Below are 19,130 nucleotides of genomic sequence, written 5' to 3'. Positions count from 1 at the left end.
CTCAGCCCGAGTACGCGAGCTCGCTTGGCCCGGTGGCTACCTTTGACCACACGGCGCCTGAGCGCGTGAAGGCCTCGTGTTCGGTATCCACGACCACGAGCGAGCGCTCTTGCTCGCGGGCCGTGATGTCCACAGCGTCAGTGACTGACTTCATGGCGGTGGTGAGGCCGCCAACCTCGACGAACCACAGCTCGCTCGGCACCTCGTTGCCGCCCGCGCCGAGCACGGCGACGGTGAGGTCATCCACCCAGGTGACATCGATCGCGGGGCCAAGGTCCGCACCAATGGCAACGGGATCGCCAACGGACAGCGGCGTGCCGTCCTCGCCGCGCACCACCGAGGCGATCTCGAGCAGCTGCTTTCCTCCCGACTGGGAGAGCACGACGATGCGGGCGCCATCGCGAGAGACGGAGAGTCCCTGAACCGACGTTCCGCGCAGCCAATCGACCGGGAGCTTGGTGACCTCTCCCTTGCGCGTGACGGCGACCAATTCGGTGGCGTCGGAGACCTCGGTGGTCCAGAACCACCCGTGACGATCCGCAGAGGGTGCCACCAGGTTGGTGCCTTGGTAGAGCGAGTCCGTCTCCATCTGTGAGGTGGGGGCGGCGGCCTCCTCGTCATACGGCTCGAGCGAACCCACCCTGTCCTCGAGAAGCGATGAAGCAACGAGCCGCGAATCGTCGACCACCCAGGCCGCTTGAGAGGTGTCAAAGCTCTGCGCGAGGCCCCGCGAGTTGGGCGGCAGGCCACCGGCGTCGCCCGTCGCCTGCCACACGTCCTCGCCGTCCCACAGCCCAAGACGGTCATTGACGAACGCCGCAGCATCCGGCCCTGGCAACGGCGCGGGCGCAAGATCGGCGGAGTTGTCGCCGCCGAGCGCCACGCCACCCACCGTCACGGTCACCGTGCGCACGCCGGGGATGGAGGCAAGCGTGAGCGTCATCTGCTGCTCCGCAAGGCTGCGCTGGGCGGCGTCACCGGCGGAGCCGGCCGTGAGCTGCACGGCCGCGACGCCGTCGGTCACGATCACCGAGTCCACTTCCAAGGCGGACGCAGCGGGGAAGCCGGTGTGAACGGCAGGTGCGAGGGCCTCTGACGGGCCCTCGACGAGCTCGCGGGCAGCAAGGGTGGCAGCCTTCTTCTCTGGGAGCCACCGCAACTCAGGAACCTGCGTGGTCTCATCGACGCTCGCGAAGATGAGGCTCACCGGGGTGAAGAGGCGCTCGAAGTTGGGCTTCGCGAGGATCGCGCCATCGGCGAGTTCCGCGATGCGCCACTGGTCGTTGGAGTCCTGAGCAAGAGTGAAGGTAAGCGTCTCGCGCGTGCCGTCAGCGGCCTCGGTGAGACGGCCCGAATCATCGAGAGTGGCGAGCACGGGGACGTCGTACGTCATCGTGTTTGTGTCCACGTCAAAGTTGGTCTCGACGGCGCCGGAATCGAAGACCGTGACGTTGGCGGTTGGGTCCCACGTGGCCGCAGCCTCCGATGTCAGATACTCGCGAGCCACGGTGAAGTCGCTGTCGAAGCCCGCGGATGAGGCGATGACGAAGCCGTTGACGATGCCTGACGGGGTGTCGTCTTTGCGCGGGCCCTCAGCGATGGGGACCACGGGATCGGACGACGAGACCACGCCATCGCCTTCGTTCACCGGTCCCGAGGAAGGAATGGACGTGCACGCCGCCAAACCGAGCACCGCGGCGGTGAGGGTAGCGACCAAGGCCGCGTAGCGTCGGGCCGTCATGAGCTGGTCTCCGTGAACTCTTCGTCGTCGCGAACCGCGAGGCCCTCTGCGGTGCCGAGCGCCTCGAACTCGCTTTCGCGCATGGCGAGCGGGAGCGGCGCGTCTTGCCCAAGGCCGCGAGAGGTGCGCGGCAAGAGCAGGCGGAAGCTGGCGCCCTTGCCGGGGCGACCCCACGCCTCGAGCTTGCCGCCGTGTAAGCGGGCGTCCTCGCGTGCGATGGACAGGCCAAGACCTGTGCCGCCCATGGTGCGCGCGCGGGCGGCGTCGGCGCGCCAGAAGCGGTCAAAGACGCGATCCACCTGTTGGGCCGTGAGGCCGATTCCGTAATCGCGCACCACCACGGCCACAGCGCGCCCGTTCGAGCCCACGGCAACGTCCACCGGGTGATCCTGCGCGTGCTCTACGGCGTTAGACAGCAGGTTGCGCACGATGCGGCCAACGCGGGGGCGGTCGATCGAGGCCACGTGCTCGCCCTCGGCGATCCACAGGCGCACCTCCACGCCAACGTTGGCGGCGGCGTGTGCGATCGCGTCTGCCTCGTCGCGCACCACGTCCGCAACGGAAATGTCCTCGAACTCAAGGCGCGCGGCGCCAGCATCGATGCGGCTGATCTCGAGAAGGTCGGCGAGGAGGGTCTCGAAGCGGTCAAGCTGCCCGCTCAGCAGTTCAGCAGAGCGAGCCACCTCAGGCGGGAAGTCCTGTCGAGCGTCATAGAGAACGTCCGACGCCATGCGCACCGTGGTGAGGGGCGTGCGCAGCTCGTGGGAGACGTCGGAAACGAAGCGCCGTTGGAGACGGCTGAGCTCCTCCATGCGCGTGATCTGGCGCTGCAACGACTCCGCCATCTCGTTGAAGGTGCGAGCAAGAGTGGCCATCTCGTCATTGCCGCGCACCGTCATGCGTTCGCTCAAACGGCCCTCTGCCAGGCGCGATGCCACGCGCGCGGCGTCACGGACGGGCCGCACCGCCTGCTGGCCAACCCACCAGGTCATGAACACGACGAGAGCAACGAGCATGCCCGCACCAAGCCCAAGCACGCGCTGGATAAGCGTGAGGGTCTGCTCCTCGTCCGCGAGCGAATAGATGAAGTACAGCTCCCACTCCCCTGCAGCCCTAATGTCGAGCGTGCTGCCCACGGTGACGGCCGGGGTGCCATCCGGCAGCGCCACGAACTGCCACGGTTGTGTGACGCCCTCCTGCACCGCGTCCCGCATCTCAGGCGTGATGACGTTCACGATCTCCTGGTTGGGAGCCTGAGTGCCGATGGGCACGTCCGAGCTGTTCTGCGGATTCTCGATCAGCACCGTGTAGCGGTCCTCGCCGCCCGCTACGGAGAACTTGGCGGCGATATCGACCACCAGTTGGGTGAGGTCTGCAGGGCCCTCGGCAGGCGAGGCGTCAATATCCGCCTGTGCGCTCGCGACGTCCTGCGCGCTCTGTTGCAGGATGCGGTCAACCCTGGTCTCTACGAGGCCATCGCGGATCTGCGAGGTCACGTAGGCACCGAGCAGGGCCACGGTGCCGAGGCCGATCACGAGGGTGGTGACGACCACCCTGAACATGAGCGATCGGCGCCACCGCCCGGCGAAGCGGCGCGGCTGCGCGGCCGCCGCAGCTCCCACCGAGCGCTTGCGCGCACTCACGACGACACGCCACCGGCCTTGTAGCCAACGCCGCGAACCGTCACGACGATCTCAGGGTTCTCGGGGTCGCGCTCGATCTTGGCGCGCAAGCGCTGAATGTGGACGTTGACGAGCCGCGTGTCCGCCGCGTGGCGGTAGCCCCACACGTCCTCGAGCAGCACTTCGCGCGTGAACACCTGGCCGGGCGAGCGCGCGAGCGTGACGAGCACATCGAACTCGAGCGGGGTGAGCTGAATGACCTCGCCGTCTCGCGTGACGCGATGACCGGTGACGTCGATCTCAAGGTCTCCAATGCGCACTACGGAAGGGGCGGCGGAGTCGTTGCGGCGGAGGCGAGCACGCACCCGGGCAATGAGCTCTCGCGGCTTGAAGGGCTTTGGCACGTAGTCGTCGGCACCGGACTCGAGCCCAAGCACCACGTCCACCGTGTCCGACTTCGCGGTCAGCATGATGATGGGCACCCCAGACTCGGCGCGGATGTCACGGCAGATGTCGATGCCGCTGCGCCCAGGCAACATGAGGTCGAGCAGCACCACATCGGGATGCGTCTCACGGAAGATGTCGAGCGCTTTGTCGCCGTGATCGCAGAACTCCGTCTCGAAGCCGTCGGCTCGCAAAACGATGCCAATCATCTCCGCCACTGCCGGGTCATCGTCGACCACCAAGATTCGTGCCGTCATGCGGATATTATGCCCAGCAAGGCACGGCAATAGGCTCGTGCACCAACCGGGGGCCTGGCAGCAAGGGCCGCGTCAGGGAGGACTCAGCGTGAACGACGCCGCAGGCGGTCAGGATTGGGCCATGCCGGGAGGCTCCAGCGAACCCGCTCTTGGGCAGGTGCCCGACGCTGTTTCAGCTCCGTATTCCGCGCCAGGCCCTGCGGTGCTCACCGCGGTAGCACCGGCCCAAGCGATTCCCACCTATCGCTCGTGGCAACCGGGAATCATCCCGCTGCGCCCGATGGGCTTTGGCGAGTTCATCTCCGTTCCCTTCAAGGCGATGCGCTACAACAGGGCCGTGGTGCTCGGCGGACCGTTGCTGTGTGTTGGCGCCTCGATGCTCATCACGGCCGCCGCGCTGTGGCTCGCCTTCACCGATCCCTCGCTTGGGCTCGTGTCGCCAACGGATCAGTTCTCTGGGGTGCAGTCCTCGACGGTCATCGTTGGCATCATCGCGCTGCTTGCTGTGGTGCTCGCGGATGCGCTCTCGTGCGCGTTGCTGGCGCCGGGCGTGGCGCGCGCGGTGCTCGGAGAGCGCATCACGGTTGGCGACGCATTCAAGGCGATGGGGCCCCGCGTGGGGCAGCTGTTGCTCTTGTGGCTGATGTCGACGGCGGTGCTGACGCTCGCCTTGGGGCCCGGGCTGGTCATGTGGATCTTGGGCATCCAGGCTGGGGACGACGCGCTCATGGGCATCGGATTCTTGCTCATGATGGTGCTCGGCCTCGCCGTCGGCCTTCCCGTGTACATCATCACGGCGATCGCGCGCTGCGTGATCATGCTCGAGCGCACGGGGGCGATCGGTTCCGTGCGCCGCACCGTTGGACTCATCAAGGGCCGGTTCTGGTGGTCGGTGCTGATCATCTTCGTGACTGGGATGATCATCGGCTTCATCACCGGTGTGGTGCAGCAGCTCATGTCCTTCGTGGCGATGATTGCCCTGGTACTTGGCTTCACGGGCGAGTGGGTGGGCATCGCGGTTGGCGTTGGCGTCATCGTCCTGAGCCTCGTGGTGACCTACGTCTTCACCTATGCCTACATGGGAAGCGTGTATGCGCTCGTGTACATCGATGCGCGCATTCGCCATGAGGGCTTTGACCTTGACCTGGCGCGCGCAGCAGAGGCGCGGCACTCCTGACATGCGGTTCGACGTGCCGGTGGATCCGGATGCAGAGACCGCTCGCGAGTGGGCGCGGGAAGAGCTCGCCAAATCCGAGTACACGCAAGGCACCGGCACCAACTACCTGCAGCGATTCTTCGACTGGATCAACAACATCATCGAGAACCTCGGCAACGGCTTTGGTGGAACCGGCGGCGGGTGGGGTCCCGTCATCGCCGTGGTCATCGGCATCGCACTTCTCGCCGTGATCGTGTGGATCGTCGTGGGCCCGCTGCGGCGCTCGCGCAGGGCGCGGGCGGTGGACGAGGAACTCGGTGACCTCGCGCTCACCGCCGCTGACCTGTTGGCAACCGCTGCGGCGGCGGCAAGGGCAGGAGACTGGAACACCGCGGTCATCGAGGCGTATCGCTCCCTCATCCGCTCGCTCGCCGAGCGCGAGATCATCGACGCCAAGCCGGGCATGACGGCCTTCGAGGCGGCGCTTGTCACGTCAGAAGCGGTGCCCGCGATGGCTCGCGACATTCACGAAGACGCCGATGTCTTTGACGCCGTGCGCTACGGACACCTCACGGCGAATCGCGAGCATTACGAGCACGTGCTCGCTACTCGCGACGCCGCCCGCAAGGCCCGCGCGGAGGTACCCGCGTGACCACGTCCGTGTACACAGCCCCCGGCAAGACGGAGAGCATCGGATCACGTGCCTCCAGGAGCCGGTGGTGGCTCATCGGGATCGGGATGGTGGTGGTGCTCATCGCGATCGTCGCGCTCACGTCCCGGCCAACGGACTACCGGGACCTGTCCATCGAGAACTCCACGGACAACGGCAGCAGGGCCGTCGCCCAGATCCTTGGCGACCAGGGCGTGTCGCTGCGACAGTTCGACGCCTTGGGGCGCGTGTTCGTCGCGGAACCCTCCACCACCACGCTCGTGATCGCCGGCGCGGAATACCTCACGGACGCCCAAGTGGCGTCGATCCTCAAGTACGACGGCGACATCCTCTTCATCGGCGCCTCGTCCTCGCTCATGGACGCGCTGGATCCCGCGATCGCCGTCTCCTACGAGTTCCTCCCCGAGACGGTCGATGCCGCGTGTGCTGACCCTGACGCGGTCGCCGCGGAGCGGGCCCGGGTTGAGTACACGGGGCTGCAGGCGGTTGACGACACCGACGCCGAGCTGTGCTTCCTGAACCGCTCCGACGTAGCAGGAATGGCCGTGATCACCGCGGGTGACCACACGCGCACCGTGGTCACCAATCCGCGCATCTACCAAAACGAGTTCCTGCTCAACGACGGCAACGCGGCGCTCGCGCTACGCACGGCGGGACACCACGAGAACGTGGCCTGGTACATCGCGGACGGCTACGACTCCACGCTCCTTGGCGGCGGAGGCGAGGCGCCAACCAGTGTGGAGAACCTCCCCGACTTCCTGCCCCCAGGATTCGGCACCGCCGTGTACGCGCTCGGCCTCGCCGCGCTCGTTGCCGCCCTGTGGAGGGGCCGACGCTTCGGTCCCCTTGCCGTCGAGCCGTTGCCTGTGGTGGTGAGCGCCTCGGAAGCGACGCGCGGCAGGGCGCGCCTGTACCGGCGAGCACGCGCGTACGGCCGGGCAACGGCCGCGCTGCGCGCGGCGGCGGCGCGGCGCATTGGCGTCCGGTTAGGCGTGCCGCGCACCACGGAGCGCGAAGGCATGGTCGCCGCAATCGAGCGCGTCACCACGCGCTCGCCGCAAGAGATCGCCCGAATTCTGTACGGACCAGCGCCCACGAGCGAGGCGCAAATGCTTGACATCGTCAACCAACTCGATGCTCTTGAAGGAGAGGTGCACACGTCGTGACAGAGAACCCCACCCCGCAGGATGAGCCAACACCAGAGGCGGCGGCCGAGCCTGCGCCTGAGGTAACTGCCGAGCCGGAGCCAGCCACGCCGTCGGACGTGCCAACGGGACCGCGCGCCGTACTTGGCGCCTTGCGCAGCGAGCTAGGCAAGGCCGTGGTTGGCCAGGACCAGGTGGTAACCGGCCTGGTTATCGCCCTGTTGTGCAAGGGGCACGTGCTCATGGAGGGCGTACCGGGCACCGCGAAGACGCTCATGGTGCGGTCGCTTGCGCACACGCTCGACATGGAGTTCACGCGGCTGCAGTTCACGCCCGACCTCATGCCGGGCGACGTCACGGGCTCGCTCATCTACGACGCGCGCACGGCCGCGTTCTCGTTCCGTGAAGGCCCCGTGTTCACCAACTTGCTGCTCGCCGACGAAATCAACCGCACGCCCCCCAAGACGCAAGCGGCGCTGCTCGAGGCAATGGAAGACCGCACGGTCACGGTGGACGGCGAGACGCGCCAACTGCCGGATCCGTTTGTGGTGATCGCCACCCAAAACCCCGTGGAGTACGAGGGCACCTATCCCCTTCCGGAGGCGCAACTTGACCGCTTCCTGCTCAAGGTGGTGGTGGGGCTGCCGACGCGTGAGGCCGAGGCGCAGGTGGTGCGCAGGCACGCATCGGGCTTCAGCCCGCGGGACCTCCGGGCGGCCGGGCTCACCGTTGTGGCGTCTCCCGCGGACATCGAGGCGGCGCGCGCGGAGGTTGCGGCCGTCGAGATCTCCGACGACGTGGTCGCGTACATCGTGGACATCTGCCGGGCCACGCGTGACGCTCCTTCCGTGTCGCTCGGCGCCTCGCCGCGTGCGGCTGCCGCCCTCATGACCACCTCTCGCGCGTGGGCGTGGATGCGTGGGAGGGACTTCGTGTCACCCGATGACGTCAAGGCGCTTGCCGCTTGGACGCTCGCGCACCGCATCTCGGTGCGGGCGGAGGCCGAACTTGAGGGCGTGACGGCCACCGCGGTGCTCACCAACGTGCTCGCCTCGGTGCCGGTGCCGCGCTGACATGTTCATCACTGGTTGGACCGTGCTGCTCGCGGTACTCGGAGCGATACCGGCGGCGTTGACGCAACAGCGCAACGTCGCGTGGTTCTGGGTGCTTGGGGTGGCGGTGCTCGTGGCTCTCGACGTGTGGATCGCGCCGTCGCCGCAGCGCATTGGGGCAAAGCGGCGCGTGCCCGCGTCCGTGCGCCTCACCGAGTCCACCACGGCCAAGCTTGACCTCATCAACATCGGCAAGCGCCGCGTGCGCGGGGCCGTTCGCGACGCGTGGCAGCCCTCCGCGGGGGCCAGCGACACGCGGCACGCTTTCTCACTGGCTCCCGGTGAGGCCCTGCCACTCACCACCGAACTCACGCCCACGCGGCGCGGTGACCGCAAGAGCGTTGGCGTGACCATTCGCACCTATGGCCCGCTGCGCCTCGCGGGCCGCCAGCGCACCATGCCGCTCATTGACACGCTGCGGGTGCTTCCCGAGTTCAAGTCCAGGCGGCACTTGCCGTCACGGCTTGCGCGCTTGCGGGAGATCGACGGGCGCACGGCGGTGCAGCTCAAGGGCGCTGGCTCGGAATTCGATTCGCTGCGCGAATACGTGATCGGCGACGACGTCCGCACCATTGACTGGCGCGCCACCGCGCGAAGGGCGGACGTGGTGGTCAAGACGTTCCGTCCGGAACGCGACCGCCGCGTGTTCATCGTTCTCGACACCTCTCGCATGTCCGCAGGACGCGTGGGTGGCATGCCGCGCCTCGATGCCTCCATCGAGGCGACGCTGCTCCTGGCCGCGCTTGCCTCGCGCGCGGGCGACCGTGTGCAGGTCTCCGCGTTCGACCGCGAGGAGCAGGCTCGCGCGGCAGCCACCACGGGTGCCGCACTCATGACGCGCCTCGCCACCTCCCTGGCTCCCGTGGAGTCACGGCTCGTGGAACCCGACTGGCCCGCGGTTGCGCGGCTCACGCGCGAGCGGCTGTCGCAGCGCGCGCTCGTGGTGCTGCTGACCACCGTGGAGGTCTCTGCCATCGACTCCGGGCTGCTCGAGGCCACCGCGGCGCTCGCGCACCGGCACCAGGTAGTGGTGGCGTCTGTCGCGGACCCGGATGTCGAAGACCTGCTGCTCACTCGCGGCTCCGTCGAGGCCGTCTACGGGGCCGCGGCGGCGGCGCGCTCTGGGATCGAGGTGGACGCGGTTGGCGCTCGCCTGCGGTCCCTTGGCGCCGACGTGCTCACCGCCCTGCCCGACGACCTGGCCCCCGTGCTTGCCGATCGCTACCTCGCGCTCAAGGCCGCGGGGAAGTTGTAGGCGAGGGGGACGCCCGCTACCCCACCCACCGCGAACACCTGTCCACACACGGCCAATGCCTGTCCACACAATTCCGGGAGTCTCCGCGGGGCACATGTGATCTACCAGGGACGTCACAATCCTGACGCGCGCAAGCGTCAGGATTGTGTGGAGGGGCGTTCGGCGTGTGTGGAGGGGTGATCGGGAGAAGAGCTAGCCCACCACCGGGGCGAGCTCTGTGGCGAAGTCGCCCTCGACGTCGCCGGTGACGCCCTCGCGTGCGGCAGCACGGCCCCCAACGAACACGTACGCCCAGAAGGCCGCGCACGCGATGATCCCAATCACGATCTTGAGCCACCACGGCATCGACGACGGCGTCACGAATCCCTCGATGAGGCCTGATGCGAACAAGGCGAGCGCCAGCCCAATCCCCACCGCGAACGTCACGCGTCCCTCTTCCGCGAGCGCCTGGCCGCGTGAGCGCTTCCCCGGCACGAGCATCACCCAGAACAGCCGCAGCCCGGCACCTGCGGCAACGAACACCGCGCTGAGCTCGAGCAGGCCGTGGGGGATGATCAGGGAGAAGAAGACGTCGAGGCCGTTCGCCTCGGCCATGATCGCGCCCGCAACGCCCAACTGGATCACCGTGTTGTACATGAGCATGAGAGGCAGATACGCGGTGATACCAAAGGCGAGGCACAGCAACGCGAGCCACGCATTGTTGGTCCACACCTGGGCGGCGAAAGACTCGTTGGAGTAGTCGGTGTAGTAGCTCGCGAAGGCCTCGTTGGCGAACTCTGCGCGAGATTGCGCGTCACCGACGAGCTCTAGCGAATCCGGATGGTTGAGCGTCCACCACCCCGCGATGAACGAGCACACGAGCACCACGAGCGAGACAGTGACGCCCCACCACCGCACGCGATAGAGGCCGGCGGGCAACGTGCGCGCGAAGAAGCGTCGGAAGTCACCCGTGGCGGATCCATGGGACCCGGTGAGCCACACGCGCGCCTGCGCCAAGAGCACGGACAGGCGAGAGATGAGGCTTGGCTCAGGGGCCGCGGACCGCACCGCGGAGAGATCGCCGGCGGTGGACTGATACAGGCGAGTGAGCTGATCGGCCTCCGCCCCGGTGAGCTTGCGACTCCTGGACAGCTGCTTCAGCTGCGCCCAGCGCTCTTCACGCACGGCGCTAAAGGAATCAATGTCCACGCCGCTACGATGCCATAACAACCGCTAGATGGAGGGGTCTTGAGCGACGCGGACGAGATTCTCATTGGTGAGGGGGTTGCGCTCGAGTCGGGCGCGGCGCCCGTCACGCTGCGCATGCTGTCTGGCTTGCTCGACGTCGCCATCACGTTTGCCGCGCTCTACTTCGCCTTCGCGGTCTTCGACGCCATCCCGTTCAACCTCAACGACGCCTGGTTGGGGGCCATCTCCATCCTCATCACCTTCACGTGCCTCGTGTTCCTCCCGATGACCGTGGAGACGCTCACACGCGGCAAGTCGCTGGGGCGGCTCGCGGTTGGGCTGCGCACGGTGCGCGACGACGGAGGCCCCATCACGGTGCGCCACGCGTTCATCCGCGCCCTCGTTGGCGTTGTCGAGATCTACATGACCGCGGGCATGCTCGCCGTTGGTACGTCGATGCTCTCGTCGCGCGGAAAACGCATCGGCGACTATCTCGCCGGCACGTACTCCATGCGCACCCGTGGCGGGGGCCAGCGCCTCGCGCCGCTCATGATGCCGCCGCACCTCGCCCATTGGGCCAACACCGCGGACATAGCGCGCCTGCCCGATTCTCTCGCGCTCACCGGCCGCCTCTTCCTTGGTCGCGCGGCGAGCATGCGCCCCGAATCTCGCGACCGCATCGGCCGCCAAATCGCAGCCCAAGTTGGCCAGTACGTCTCGCCTCCCCCGCCTCCTGGCACCCACCCCGAATACTTCCTCGCCGCGGTGCTCACGTCACGCAGGGACCGTGAGTACGCACAGGAGGTCTCGCGGCTTCGCCGGGCCGACGCTGAGACGGCTCGAGTAGGAGCGCTCCCCTACGGCGTGGTGGACGCCGAGAAATAGACCCGGCCCCAGCGTCGGCCGCCCATGCTCGTGACAAACAAGGGCCTCTGGGGCTCATCTGCACAAAGTGACGGCATATCCGCGTACCAGGACCACATAGGTCACATGCGTCACTGAGACCCTTGGTTGTCTCTCAGTAGCGGTAGTGGTCTGCCTTGTACGGGCCCTCCACCGGAATGCCGATGTAGTCGGCCTGATCCTTGCTGAGCTCCGTGAGCCGCACGCCCAGCGCGTCGAGGTGCAGTCGCGCAACATGCTCGTCCAGGACCTTGGGCAGCCGGTGGACGCCAAGCGGGTACGAGGCAAGGTTGGTCCAAAGCTCTATCTGCGCGAGCACCTGGTTGGTGAACGAGGTGCTCATAACAAACGAGGGGTGGCCCGTGGCGTTACCGAGGTTCATGAGGCGGCCCTCGCTCAGCACGATGATGCTGTGGCCGTCAGGGAAAATCCACTCGTCTACCTGGGGCTTCACGGGCTGGTGCTTGGCGCCGGAGCGCGCAAGGCCCGCCATGTCGATCTCGTTGTCGAAGTGGCCCACGTTGCCCACGATGGCCTTGTCCTTCATCGCCGCCATGTGCTCGATGCGGACGATGTCCTTGTTGCCCGTGGTGGTGATGAAGAAGTCCGCGCGGTCCACATAGTCCTCGATGCGCGCCACCTCGTAGCCGTCCATGACGGCCTGCAGCGCGCAGATGGGATCCACCTCGCTCACGATGACGCGGGCGCCCTGGCCGCGCAGCGCCTCCGCCGCACCCTTGCCCACGTCCCCGTATCCCGCGACGAACGCGACCTTGCCTCCCATGAGCACGTCCGTGGCACGGTTGAGGCCGTCCGGAAGCGAGTGGCGGATGCCGTAGCGATTGTCGAATTTGGACTTGGTGACCGAATCGTTGACGTTGATCGCCGGGAACAGCAACTGGCCGCGCGCGTGCATCTGGTCAAGACGGTGCACCCCCGTGGTCGTCTCTTCGGAGACGCCAACGATGCCGGCAGCCATGCGCGTGAAACGCGTTGGGTCTGCGGCGAGCGAGCGACGCAGCACCGCGCGCATCGCCTCGAGCTCGGCGTTGTAGTTGGGGTCCTCCTCCTCAAGGGCCGACGGCACGGCCCCCTCACGCTCGTACCTCACCCCTTCGTGGACAAGGAGGGTGGCGTCGCCTCCGTCGTCGAGGATGATCGTGGGCCCGTCGTGGCCCTCCCACGTGAGGATGCGGTCCGTGTAGTCCCAGTATTCGGCGAGAGTCTCGCCCTTGACGGCGAAGACGGGCACTCCGTCGGGCGACGAGAACGTGCCGCGCCCCACGACGATTGCCGCCGCTGCGTCGTCCTGCGTGGAGAAGATGTTGCACGAAGCCCAGCGCACGTCGGCGCCGAGCGCGGTGAGCGTCTCGATCAGCACGGCCGTCTGCGTCGTCATGTGCAGAGAGCCCGCGATGCGGGCACCCGCGAGAGGTTGCGCCTCGCCAAAGTCCCGGCGCAGGGCCATGAGGCCCGGCATCTCCTGCTCGGCGAGGCGAATCTGGTGGCGTCCGGCCTCGGCAAGGGACAGGTCAGCGACAACGTGTTCGGTCATGGGGACAAGTCTCCCATTGCGCGCGGAGGTCTTCGCCCCGCGCTCGGCGCGCGCGAGTTAGCGGTCCAGCACCAGCACGAGGCGGCGCAGGGCGTCAGCCATCGCGAGCAGCTGGCCCGCCTCTTCGTCGGCGCCGCGTTCGCGCTTCCACTGGGACACGGCCTCGTAGGTGCGGGCCTGCGCAAGCGCAAGAACCTTCACCCCGTCGAGGGTCTCTCCGGATGTTGCCGGGGTGGTGGAGCTTGCCTGCCAGTGCTCGAGCTCGGAGGACCCAAGGTCATCACAATTGCCGCGATGCCCATGGGAGAGGTGACAACGAAGTGGGCGGCCACTCGGGCCTCCAGAGACATCGACCACGCGGCCACACACGGGCCACGCGAGGGCGGCCGGTGGGGTGAGCCTGCGGAACGGCAGCGCCGTGGCGGCATCCTCGTCGATCACCAGGTCCATGTGCCCTCCGTCGCGCTCGCGTGGCGCGTCCTCGCGCCTCTCGCCAGCCTGGCAGAAATGCGAACTTTGTGTCGAGGTCCGCTTTGGCGGATTTGTCACACCTCGTGCGGGGGCGCTCCAAGGTCGTCGGCGTCCTGGCCAACGACGCCCGCCTCGCGGCGAACGTCGGGCTCGAGGAAGATCAACCGCACCGCCGGTACGGCGGCGCGGATCGCGGCCTCCGCACGATCAGCCTGCGCGGCGTGCTCGGCGACCGTAGCGTCGGGCCGTTGCGCCACCTTTGCCGTGACCAGGATGTCCTCGGGCCCAAGGTGCACCGTGCGCATGTGAATGACGTCGTCAAAGCCTTCCGCGGCGAGGGCCGCCGTGATCGCGGCGACGTCTTCCTCGGTTGCGGACTCGCCGAGCAGCATGTTCTTGGTCTCTCGCCCAAGGACGGCCGCGATGGCGCACAGCAGCAGGCCGATCATCGCCGCGCCGAGCGCGTCCCAGCGGCCGTCGTGCGTGATGAGCGTCATCGAGACGCCGAACAGCGCAAACACGAGGCCGAGCAGCGCACCGAAGTCCTCGAGCAGAATCACGGGCAGCTCTGGCGAGCGCGACTTCTCGATGAAGCGCCGCCACGAGAGCCCGCGGCGCACCTTGTTGGACTCGTGAATGGCAGTGCGGAAGCTGTAGGACTCGAGGCCGATCGCCACCACGAGCACCACGATGGGCACCCACCGCCACGAGTCGATGGGGTGGGGATCGTGGAACTTGTGCCATGCCTCGTACAGCGCGAACAGGCCACCAACGGTGAACAGCACGATCGCCACGAGGAACGCGTAAAGGTACCGCGTACGTGCGTAGCCGAACGGGTGCTCCCTATCCGCCACCCGCCGCGCTCGCTTGCCGCCCACGAGCAGCAGCACCTGATTGCCGGAATCGGCGACGGAGTGAATCGCCTCCGCGAGCATCGACGATGCGCCGGTGAGCGCGAACGCCGCGAACTTCGTCACCGCGATGCCGATGTTGGCGCTTAGCGCCGCGACGACGGCCTTGGTGCCACCCTCTGTGGACATTTAGCCCTCCCTGATGATCGCGAGCGCGCGATCCCTGATCTGCTCCATCACCGCGTGGTCCGCGGCCTCGACGTTAAGCCTCAGCAACGGCTCGGTGTTGGACGAACGCACATTGAGCCACCAGCGCGGCTCGGCGTCCCAATGGTCGATCGTCACGCCATCGAGCTCGTCAATGGCGCTCCCGTCCGCGAGCGCGGACACCACGCGCGCGGTCGCCTCGCGCGCGTCCGTCACCACAGAATTGATTTCGCCCGACGCTGCGTACGGCGAGTATTCGGCGAGCAGTTCGCTGAGGGGCTGGGTTTGGGCGCCGAGCGCGGCGAGCACGTGCATCGCGGCGAGCATCCCGGAGTCCGCGTAGAAGAAGTCGCGGAAGTAGAAGTGGGCGGAGTGCTCGCCACCGAACACGGCGTTGAGGCGCGCCATGTCCGCCTTGATGAAGCTGTGGCCAACACGGGAGCGGACGGGCGTGGCACCGGCTGCTGTCAGCAGCTCGGGGACGGCGCGTGACGAGATCAGGTTGTGAATCACCGTGGGCGCGTCATCGCGCGCGGCCTCGCGCAGGCCAACGAGGCACGTGATCGCCGACGCAGGCACCACCTCGCCGCGCTCGTCCACGACGAAGCAGCGGTCCGCGTCTCCGTCAAAGGCGAGGCCGATGTCGGCGCCGTGCTCCTTGACCGCGGCCTGGAGGTCGCGGAGGTTCTCTGCGTCGAGTGGGTTGGGCTCGTGGTTGGGGAAGGTGCCGTCGAGTTCAAAGTACAGCGGGACGATCTCGAGCGGGAGCCGCGGAAGGCCAGCCTCGGTGCCGAGCACTGCGGGGACCGTATAGCCGGCCATCGCATTCGCGGCATCGACCACCACGCGAAGCGGCCGGATCCCCTCAAGGGGCACCAACGAGCGCAAGAAGGAGCCGTACTCGCCGATCATCTCGCGCGAGGTCACCGAGCCGGGCTCCTCCACCTGAGCCACGCCCTCGGCGAGCAACTGCGAGGCCCTGGAGCGAACGTCGGCCAGGCCGCTGTTCTCGCCAACCGCGCGCGCTCGAGAACGGCATAACTTCATGCCGTTGTACTTGGCCGGGTTGTGGCTCGCCGTGACCATCACGCCTGGTACATCGAGCACTCCGGACGCGTGGTAGAGACCGTCGGTGGAGCACAGGCCAATGTCAACGACGTCCACTCCGCGGGACGTGAGGCCCGCCGCAACGGCCGCCGCAAGCCCCGGACCGCTGTCCCGCATATCGTGGCCGATCGCCACGTGCCGCGCGCCGTCAGGGATCACGATCTCGTCGGCGAAGGCGGCACCGATGGCCACCGCAACCTCGTCGGTCAGGTCCTCGCCAACAACGCCGCGGACGTCATAAGACTTGATGAGCTGGGAAAGATCGGGGGCCGAGTGCACGGCTCAAGGTTATCGGCTCGCCACACGCCTCCACCCCCCTTTGTGTGTGCGTGAGCACCACATATGGGCTCCACACCGGCCGCATGTGTGTCGTAGCGTCACGGTCTTGGCGTGCCGCGACCCGGACGGCACGCGGCCGTCTCCCCGAGAACTGGCGCTCACGCACACACAGGAGCGCTGCCACCTCCGAAAGTGGTGCTCACGCACACACACGAGGGGGTTAGGAATCAGCGGAGACTACGCGGAGGTGGCCTCTGCGGGGTTCAGACGCGAGCGGGGGGCGCACCACGACCTCCTCCACCATGGGCGGGGTCCCCGCCTGGCGCACCGCGCGCGCGAGCGCATCAAGATCATCGTCGCTGGGCCCGCGTTCCACCAGCTCTTGGTGAATGTGCACCACGTCCCAGCCGCGCGGGGCCGTGAAGCGGTCCGCGTGGTGGGCGCAAAGGTCGTACGCATGGGGCTCCGCATGGGCGGACAACTGGCCAACCACAACGGTCTGATCGTCGTACACGTACGTGAGGGTCGCCGCGGCCGCAAGCGAGCATGACGGACGGGAACACTGGCGTACGGAGATCACGCTGTGGACGTTACCTCGCGGCCTTGAGCGGGAGGGGGTGCCACGCCGCGATAGCCTGGCGAACATGACCCGCAGAGACCGCCACGACCGCGGACTGCGCCGCCCGCTTCATCCGCTCGGCTCGCCTGGATCGCTCAGCAGGGGCGAGATCTTTGACGACCTCGTGCTGGAGGGCGCGGAGCGCCTCGAGGGCCGCTGGGGCAACGAGTGGGGGCGCCTCGAGTTCGGCACCGAAGACGTGCCGCCGTCGGAGCCGTCGCCGTGGGAGCGCGGGGTGCCGCTTGGACGGCTGTTCCCCGCTGACCTTGGCCAGACGGCGCGCATCGTGCTCTACCGGCGGCCCATCGAGCAGCGCTGCGAGCCGCAGGAACTGCCGTCGTTGGTGCGCGACGTGCTCGCCGAGCACGTGGGCTACCTGCTGGGAAAACCGCCGGAGGACATCGACCCCGACTACGGCGCGGGCACGTAGGGCCGCTGCACCACCGTCACGTCCACGTCATCGATCGTGGTGCGCACGGGCGCGAATGCCGTGATGAAGTCCCCGTCTTCCGCGAGCACGGACCACACGAACCGGCCTTGGGCGGTCAGTACCGCTCCGGCCGCAGCGGTCACCGGGAGCTCCACCACCCCGCCCTCCGCGATTTCCGCGGTTGCGACGGTTCTGCCCTCGCCGTCGGTCAGCGTGAACGTGCCGCGCTTTGGGGCGTACACCACCACGTGCTGGGAATAGCCGACGGCCACGGCGGCTCGTTCCTCCGCGTCGCCTACCGCTTGGGCTGGCACCCATCGCAACTCGCTCGCGGTGGCGCCGGCTACCCCGGCGCTCGCGGCTCGCGTCCGTGTCATGACCGCCGCAGCGGCAACCGGCGCGTTCGCCGAGATGACGACGGTTCCCACATCCACCGCGGGGATAGGCACTTCCACGACCACCCCGGCCTCTATCTCGAGGGAGGCGACTCCGCGCCACGTCGCGGGGCCATCAGGAGTGGCTAGGGTCATCGACACCCGAGCGCCCTCGGGGGCCACGATCCGAACGATGCCAGATTGCCCTGCGGAGCCATCGGTGCCCACTCCCGCGATCGCGAGTTCCTCTCCCAGCACGGAGGGAGCGCCCCAGTCGGTACCCACGGGCTGGAACCCATCGAGGCGAGAATCCTGCAGCGCGGCCACCACTCCGGTTCCCGTTGCGGTCACGTGAACGGCGAGTTCGGAGACGTCCACCGCGACTCCCTCGAGGAGCACCTCTTGCTGAGAGTCGGGGCCGATCGCCACCGTGCGAGAGTCGAGTTCGCCGAGCGCGCCGTGAGCAACCACCTTGGCCTCCACGGCCGTCGCCGCGGGGTTGGTGAGCACGAGGCGAGCGCTCGCCCCCACCGTGGTGGCGCCAGCAACGATCCACTGATCCGTCTGCGGAGTGCCGCACGTCAGTGCAGCAAGCCCCGTGATGTCACCACCCGTGACGCGCTCAACCTGCGCGCCGAGCGCCGCGTCAGACGCCTTTCCGTTGTCGACGTTCCGGATGTCTCCGTCGAGGTACGTCTTGCGAGTGACCCCGGTGGCGGCACCGCCGAGTTCGGGATCGGCGCCCGTGCCGCCCGCGGGCGTCACGAGCGGGCCGGGGCACGCGGTGTCGAGCCGCGCGGGCGTCACGGGGACTGTCACACCCGCGCTGAGCGGCACCTCTGCTGGAGCGAGCGTGGCACCCCACCACACGGCGCCCAACGCGGCGGCGAACGCGATCACGGAGAAGATGATGCGGCGGATCATGCTCGGCCCCCCAGCATGCGGCGGTCGAAGAAAGGAAGCGCGGCGAGCAGCGAGAGCCCACACGCCACGGCAGCTGCCCACCACCAGCGTCGGTACTCGGTGTCGTCGAACCGCACGTCCAACTCGCCACCGCCTGCGGGAACGGTAAAGGCCTGCCTGCCGAGATCATCGTCGACGGCGTCGAGCGTGCGGCCGTCGAGGGTGGCGGCCCAGCCACGGTCCGCCGGCGCGGCGATGACGAGCGTGCCCGCCTGTTGAGCGGTGAGGCGCGCGGCGCCCTCAGCGCCGTCCCACGCCACGGCAACGCTCGCGTCGTCGGTGGTCACCCACGCGCGCGAGACAGCGTCCCCGTCTCGCGTAACCCGGTAGGCGGTGCCGAGCCCGCTTGCGCCCATCAGCTCAAGGGAGTCCACTTGCGACAGCCCTGCCAGGGCGCGGCTCGAGTCCGGCGTCACAACGATGACGCCGATGCCCCACGCGGCAAGTTCGGAATCGGCCCCTATACCTGCCGCAACGAGCGTCCCGACGGCCTCGGCGAGGTCGTCTGGCGATGGCAGCGACGTGGCGGCGGGACGCGCAAGGGGGGCGCCGGACGATGAGAAGCCCGCGTTGCCCCACACCACCACCGAGCCATCCGCGGTCAGCACGGAGTAAGCCACTCCGCCGTCGATGTCGCTGAGCGTGAGGACGCGCTCCGAGGCAGGCGGTTCGAGTTCGAGGGCCGCGACGAGCGGAAGCACATTGACGTCGGTGCCCTCGACGTCGCCGGCGAGTGGCCGGCCCGGCCAGGACCAGGCGGTGGCGGACACGAGCACCGCACCAGCCGCGGCGCCCACGGCCG

General features: G+C 68.1%; 18 protein-coding genes. 7 read left to right on the top strand and 11 right to left on the bottom strand.

What is annotated here, in order from left to right:
* Position 1: 1 nt before the first annotated feature.
* From QM618_RS00585 to mtrA, 3 genes are read right to left on the bottom strand one after another with little or no spacing between them, the layout of a single operon-like run.
* Entirely contained in the window at positions 2-1,741 is a 1,740-nt protein-coding gene (locus tag QM618_RS00585; protein ID WP_428093334.1) for an LpqB family beta-propeller domain-containing protein, read from the bottom strand.
* Positions 1,738-3,384 (bottom strand): MtrAB system histidine kinase MtrB, encoded by a 1,647-nt coding sequence (gene mtrB / locus QM618_RS00580; RefSeq protein WP_428093331.1) that lies wholly within the window; start codon positions 3,382-3,384, stop codon positions 1,738-1,740. The genes QM618_RS00585 and mtrB overlap by 4 nt, the downstream gene beginning before the upstream one ends.
* A complete protein-coding gene (gene mtrA / locus QM618_RS00575; RefSeq protein ID WP_428093326.1) occupies positions 3,381-4,064 on the bottom strand; it encodes an MtrAB system response regulator MtrA in 684 nt (227 codons plus the stop codon). The genes mtrB and mtrA overlap by 4 nt, the downstream gene beginning before the upstream one ends.
* Before the next feature lie 88 nt (positions 4,065-4,152).
* On the opposite strand from mtrA, the gene QM618_RS00570 reads away from it, so the two are divergent.
* The 5 genes from QM618_RS00570 to QM618_RS00550 are packed head-to-tail and all read left to right on the top strand — an operon-like array spanning position 4,153 to position 9,402.
* Positions 4,153-5,241: a hypothetical protein gene (locus QM618_RS00570; RefSeq protein WP_428093323.1), complete on the top strand. Its 1,089-nt coding sequence runs from the start codon at positions 4,153-4,155 to the stop codon at positions 5,239-5,241.
* The gene (locus tag QM618_RS00565; protein WP_428093320.1) at positions 5,204-5,872 is read left to right on the top strand and encodes a DUF4129 domain-containing protein; all 669 of its coding nucleotides are present in this window, start codon (positions 5,204-5,206) and stop codon (positions 5,870-5,872) included. The genes QM618_RS00570 and QM618_RS00565 overlap by 38 nt, the downstream gene beginning before the upstream one ends.
* Positions 5,869-7,056 carry a DUF4350 domain-containing protein gene (locus tag QM618_RS00560; protein ID WP_428093317.1) on the top strand — a complete coding sequence of 396 codons (1,188 nt, stop codon included), beginning with the start codon at positions 5,869-5,871 and terminating at the stop codon, positions 7,054-7,056. The genes QM618_RS00565 and QM618_RS00560 overlap by 4 nt, the downstream gene beginning before the upstream one ends.
* On the top strand, positions 7,053-8,108 hold the full coding sequence (locus QM618_RS00555) for an AAA family ATPase (protein WP_428093314.1): 1,056 nt from the start codon (positions 7,053-7,055) through the stop codon (positions 8,106-8,108). The genes QM618_RS00560 and QM618_RS00555 overlap by 4 nt, the downstream gene beginning before the upstream one ends.
* A 1-nt stretch (position 8,109) precedes the next feature.
* Entirely contained in the window at positions 8,110-9,402 is a 1,293-nt protein-coding gene (locus tag QM618_RS00550) for a DUF58 domain-containing protein (RefSeq protein ID WP_428093311.1), read from the top strand.
* A gap of 192 nt (positions 9,403-9,594) precedes the next feature.
* Here the strand turns inward: QM618_RS00550 and QM618_RS00545 are convergent, their stop codons facing one another.
* On the bottom strand, positions 9,595-10,590 hold the full coding sequence (locus QM618_RS00545) for a stage II sporulation protein M (RefSeq protein ID WP_428093308.1): 996 nt from the start codon (positions 10,588-10,590) through the stop codon (positions 9,595-9,597).
* Positions 10,591-10,629: 39 nt separating this feature from the next.
* Here QM618_RS00545 and QM618_RS00540 point away from each other — a divergent pair, with 39 nt between their 5' ends.
* A complete protein-coding gene (locus tag QM618_RS00540) occupies positions 10,630-11,454 on the top strand; it encodes an RDD family protein (RefSeq protein WP_428093304.1) in 825 nt (274 codons plus the stop codon).
* 133 nt (positions 11,455-11,587) lie between these two features.
* On the opposite strand, the gene ahcY is transcribed toward QM618_RS00540, so the two are convergent.
* The 5 genes from ahcY to QM618_RS00515 all read right to left on the bottom strand — a co-directional run bounded on the left by ahcY (position 11,588) and on the right by QM618_RS00515 (position 16,522).
* Positions 11,588-13,027 carry an adenosylhomocysteinase gene (gene ahcY, locus QM618_RS00535; RefSeq protein WP_428093300.1) on the bottom strand — a complete coding sequence of 480 codons (1,440 nt, stop codon included), beginning with the start codon at positions 13,025-13,027 and terminating at the stop codon, positions 11,588-11,590.
* Between the two features lie 57 nt (positions 13,028-13,084).
* The gene (locus QM618_RS00530; RefSeq protein WP_428093296.1) at positions 13,085-13,477 is read right to left on the bottom strand and encodes a hypothetical protein; all 393 of its coding nucleotides are present in this window, start codon (positions 13,475-13,477) and stop codon (positions 13,085-13,087) included.
* Positions 13,478-13,572: 95 nt separating this feature from the next.
* The gene (locus tag QM618_RS00525; RefSeq protein WP_428093293.1) at positions 13,573-14,538 is read right to left on the bottom strand and encodes a cation diffusion facilitator family transporter; all 966 of its coding nucleotides are present in this window, start codon (positions 14,536-14,538) and stop codon (positions 13,573-13,575) included.
* The gene (locus QM618_RS00520) at positions 14,539-15,942 is read right to left on the bottom strand and encodes a phosphomannomutase/phosphoglucomutase (protein ID WP_428093290.1); all 1,404 of its coding nucleotides are present in this window, start codon (positions 15,940-15,942) and stop codon (positions 14,539-14,541) included. It lies immediately after the preceding gene.
* A 220-nt stretch (positions 15,943-16,162) separates the two neighbouring features.
* Complete coding sequence (locus QM618_RS00515) at positions 16,163-16,522, bottom strand: DUF3499 domain-containing protein (RefSeq protein WP_428093287.1); 360 nt, start codon at positions 16,520-16,522, stop codon at positions 16,163-16,165.
* 64 nt (positions 16,523-16,586) lie between these two features.
* On the opposite strand from QM618_RS00515, the gene QM618_RS00510 reads away from it, so the two are divergent.
* Positions 16,587-16,991 carry a metallopeptidase family protein gene (locus QM618_RS00510; protein ID WP_428093284.1) on the top strand — a complete coding sequence of 135 codons (405 nt, stop codon included), beginning with the start codon at positions 16,587-16,589 and terminating at the stop codon, positions 16,989-16,991.
* Here QM618_RS00510 and QM618_RS00505 read toward each other — a convergent pair.
* The gene (locus QM618_RS00505; protein ID WP_428093281.1) at positions 16,973-18,289 is read right to left on the bottom strand and encodes a DUF5719 family protein; all 1,317 of its coding nucleotides are present in this window, start codon (positions 18,287-18,289) and stop codon (positions 16,973-16,975) included. The genes QM618_RS00510 and QM618_RS00505 overlap by 19 nt on opposite strands.
* Positions 18,286-19,130: hypothetical protein (locus QM618_RS00500; protein ID WP_428093278.1), on the bottom strand; the 845-nt coding region annotated here is incomplete at its 5' end. The genes QM618_RS00500 and QM618_RS00505, both read right to left, overlap by 4 nt.

The organism is Demequina sp. (assembly GCF_049841215.1).
GTDB lineage: Bacteria > Actinomycetota > Actinomycetes > Actinomycetales > Demequinaceae > Demequina.
This window is presented reverse-complemented; position numbering and strand designations above follow the sequence as displayed.